The following is a 3,080-nucleotide window of genomic DNA, read 5'->3' on the forward strand; positions in this document are numbered from 1 at the left end:
CTGTTTGGTGCCGGCAAGATGTTCCTGCCGCAAGTGGTGAAGTCCGCCCGCGTCATGAAGCAGGCCGTTGCCGGCTTGCTTCCGCACATGGAGGCGGAGAAGCTGGCGAACGCCGCCAATGGCGTCGACGCCGGCGAGCGCCAGACCGCCGGAAAGATCCTGATGGCGACGGTGAAGGGCGATGTCCACGATATCGGCAAGAACATCGTCGGTGTGGTTCTGGCCTGCAACAATTACGAGATCATCGACCTCGGCGTCATGGTGCCGGCGGCGAAGATCCTGCAGACGGCGCGCGAGCAGCAGGTCGACATCATCGGCCTATCCGGCCTGATCACGCCTTCGCTCGACGAGATGGCGCATATGGCCGCCGAGATGGAGCGCGAAGGTTTTGACATTCCGCTGTTGATCGGCGGCGCGACGACCAGCCGCGTGCATACGGCGGTAAAGATTCATCCGCGCTATATCAGGGGCCAGACGGTCTACGTCACCGATGCCAGCCGCGCGGTCGGCGTGGTATCGGCACTGCTGTCGAACGAGACCAAGGGCGGCTATGTCGACAACGTTCGTGCCGAATACAAGAAGGTTGCCGATGCGCACGCGCGCAGCGAAGCCGACAAGCAGCGCTTGCCGCTCGTCAAGGCGCGTGCCAACGCCCACAGGATCGACTGGTCGGCCTACGCGCCGCCGAAGCCGTCCTTCCTCGGCGTGAAAGTCTTCGAAGGCTGGGATCTGGCCGATCTCGCGCGCTATATCGACTGGACGCCGTTCTTCCAGACCTGGGAGCTGAAGGGCCGTTACCCGAAAATCCTCGACGACGAGGCTCAAGGGCCGGCGGCACGCCAGCTCTTCGAGGACGCCCAGGCGATGCTGGCGAAGATCATCGCGGAAAAATGGTTCGCGCCGAAGGGCGTCATCGGCTTCTGGCCGGCCAACGCTGTCGGCGACGACATCAGGCTGTTCACCGACGACGCGCGATCGCAGGAACTGGCGACCTTCTTCACGCTGCGCCAGCAGCTGACCAAGCGCGACGGCAAGGCGAATGTCGCACTCTCGGATTTCGTCGCGCCTTTTGACAGCGGCAAGGCCGACTATCTCGGCGGCTTCATCGTCACCGCCGGCATCGAGGAAGCGGCAATCGCCGAGCGCTTCGAGCGGGCGAACGACGACTACTCGTCGATCATGGTCAAGGCGCTGGCCGACCGTTGCGCCGAAGCCTTCGCCGAGCGCCTGCACGAACGCGTGCGCAAGGAATTTTGGGCCTATGCCCCGGATGAGGATCTGGCGCCGGACGAGCTGATCGGCGAACCCTATCGCGGCATCCGCCCAGCGCCCGGCTATCCGGCGCAGCCCGATCACACCGAGAAAGCGACGCTGTTTCGCCTGCTTGACGGCGAGCGCAATGCCGGCGTCAGCCTGACCGAAAGTTTTGCGATGTGGCCGGGCTCCTCAGTGTCCGGCATCTACCTGTCGCATCCCGAAAGCTATTATTTCGGCGTGGCCAAGGTCGAACGCGACCAGGTCGAGGATTATGCGCGCCGCAAGCGCATGCCGCTCGGCGAGGTCGAGCGCTGGCTCGGCCCGATCCTGAACTATGTGCCGGCGCAGGGGCTGGACGCCGCCGCGTGAAATCGCGCCGCGAGGCTGATAGGGCGAGAAGCCGGCACCTCCATGACAGCAGCCTTGTCCTGATTGCGCGCTCGTTCTGCACCGACACGTGATGGGCACCTCCACCTTGGCCAGGGTGATGAGCCTGGCCTGCAGCGGTGGTGCACCGGCCCGCCTCGGATTGACGCGCGATCCTTTAGCTGCAAAGTATATTAACGTTCTGTTTACCAAATATTAGTCTCGGCAGGGACTGGGGGGGCAATTTGGAACCGTTTCTGGGTGCGAACCGCCTTAATTGGGATGATCGGGCCGAACTGCATTCGACCGACACAACGGGCAGCTACCACATAGAAAATGTGCTGGCAGGCGGATCCAATCTCTATGAGTTGGAAACGCGCGAGGTCGGTGACATTGTCGGCAAAGATATCGTCCATCTGCAATGTCATATCGGGCTCGACACAATCAGCTTGAAGAATCTCGGCGCGGGCAGCGTGACCGGCCTCGACTTTTCACCGACAGCGATCGCAGCGGCGCGGGATTTCGCTGCAAAGGCAGGGACTAATGTGCGCTTCGTGGAGGCGCCACTGTTCGAGGCAGTCGAGGCGCTCGGCCGAACCTTTGACATCGCTTACGTTACCTGGGGATCGGTAAACTGGCTGGACGACGTGTTCCGCTGGGCGCGAGTGGTTGCCGATCTCCTGCGCCCCGGCGGCCGGCTCTATCTGGCCGAGGGCCACCCGTTGATGTTCCAGTGTGACCGCAAGGCTGCGGCGCTGGAGTTCAAGCATGACTGGCGAACGCCAATAGCTCGACCCCTCGCATGGAACGAGGAACTCACCTATACCGGCGACGACCGCATCTTGAAGCATCCTCGCTACTACGAGTGGATTCATCCGGTCAGTGACGTGGTGAACGCGCTGATTTCAGCTGGGCTGACGCTTGATTTTCTCAATGAGCATGACACGGTTTCGTGGCAGCACTTTTCATTTGCCGTGAGGGCCGGCAAGGATATGTACGGCTTGCCAGAGAACTCTCCCAAGATCCCGATGGCCTATTCCATTGGCGCGACGAAGCGTAGCGTCGGCAAGATCCCATATCTTGTTACCCCCAAGACGATTGAGGGCCACTAATCCTGCTCTTATTCCAGATTTTGCATTGTCATCTCGTCGATCTGATGCCGGAAAAGTGAGCACGGTTATCCCTCCGCGAGGGCAACCCATGCACCTTCAGCGACTGCAAGCAATTCCAAGGTGTCAAGCGAGCCGCAGGTCTGTTCCAACCACTCCGGCGGCACCAGGCGGTGGGAAAGTGCAAAAATTTTAGAGCCCGTGAAGGTCAAAATTAAATATTGATAGCTAATATTCCTTGGTCGGGTTGCCCGAGAACCTGAATAGCAGCTGAGGAATCGCCTATTGGCTCTTTTCCGCGCTAGGCTCGGCGGTATTAAGAAGGCTGTTTTTTCGTCGGCAAATATC

General features: G+C 60.7%; 3 protein-coding genes. 2 read left to right on the forward strand and 1 reads right to left on the reverse strand.

Features of this window, described 5'->3' with window-relative positions; translation table 11 throughout:
• Together EOA86_RS28430 and EOA86_RS28435 are read left to right on the forward strand one after the other, a co-directional pair.
• On the forward strand, window positions 1-1,626 hold a 1,626-nt coding region (locus EOA86_RS28430; protein ID WP_206630156.1), incomplete at its 5' end, for a vitamin B12 dependent-methionine synthase activation domain-containing protein.
• Window positions 1,627-1,868: 242 nt separating this feature from the next.
• Window positions 1,869-2,735: a class I SAM-dependent methyltransferase gene (locus tag EOA86_RS28435; protein WP_065008009.1), complete on the forward strand. Its 867-nt coding sequence runs from the start codon at window positions 1,869-1,871 to the stop codon at window positions 2,733-2,735.
• A gap of 65 nt (window positions 2,736-2,800) precedes the next feature.
• Here the strand turns inward: EOA86_RS28435 and EOA86_RS39645 are convergent.
• On the reverse strand, window positions 2,801-3,080 hold a 280-nt coding region (locus EOA86_RS39645), incomplete at its 5' end, for a hypothetical protein (RefSeq protein ID WP_206630157.1).

It is taken from the genome of Mesorhizobium sp. M5C.F.Ca.IN.020.32.2.1 (assembly GCF_004023105.1).
Classification (GTDB): Bacteria; Pseudomonadota; Alphaproteobacteria; order Rhizobiales; family Rhizobiaceae; genus Mesorhizobium; species Mesorhizobium wenxiniae.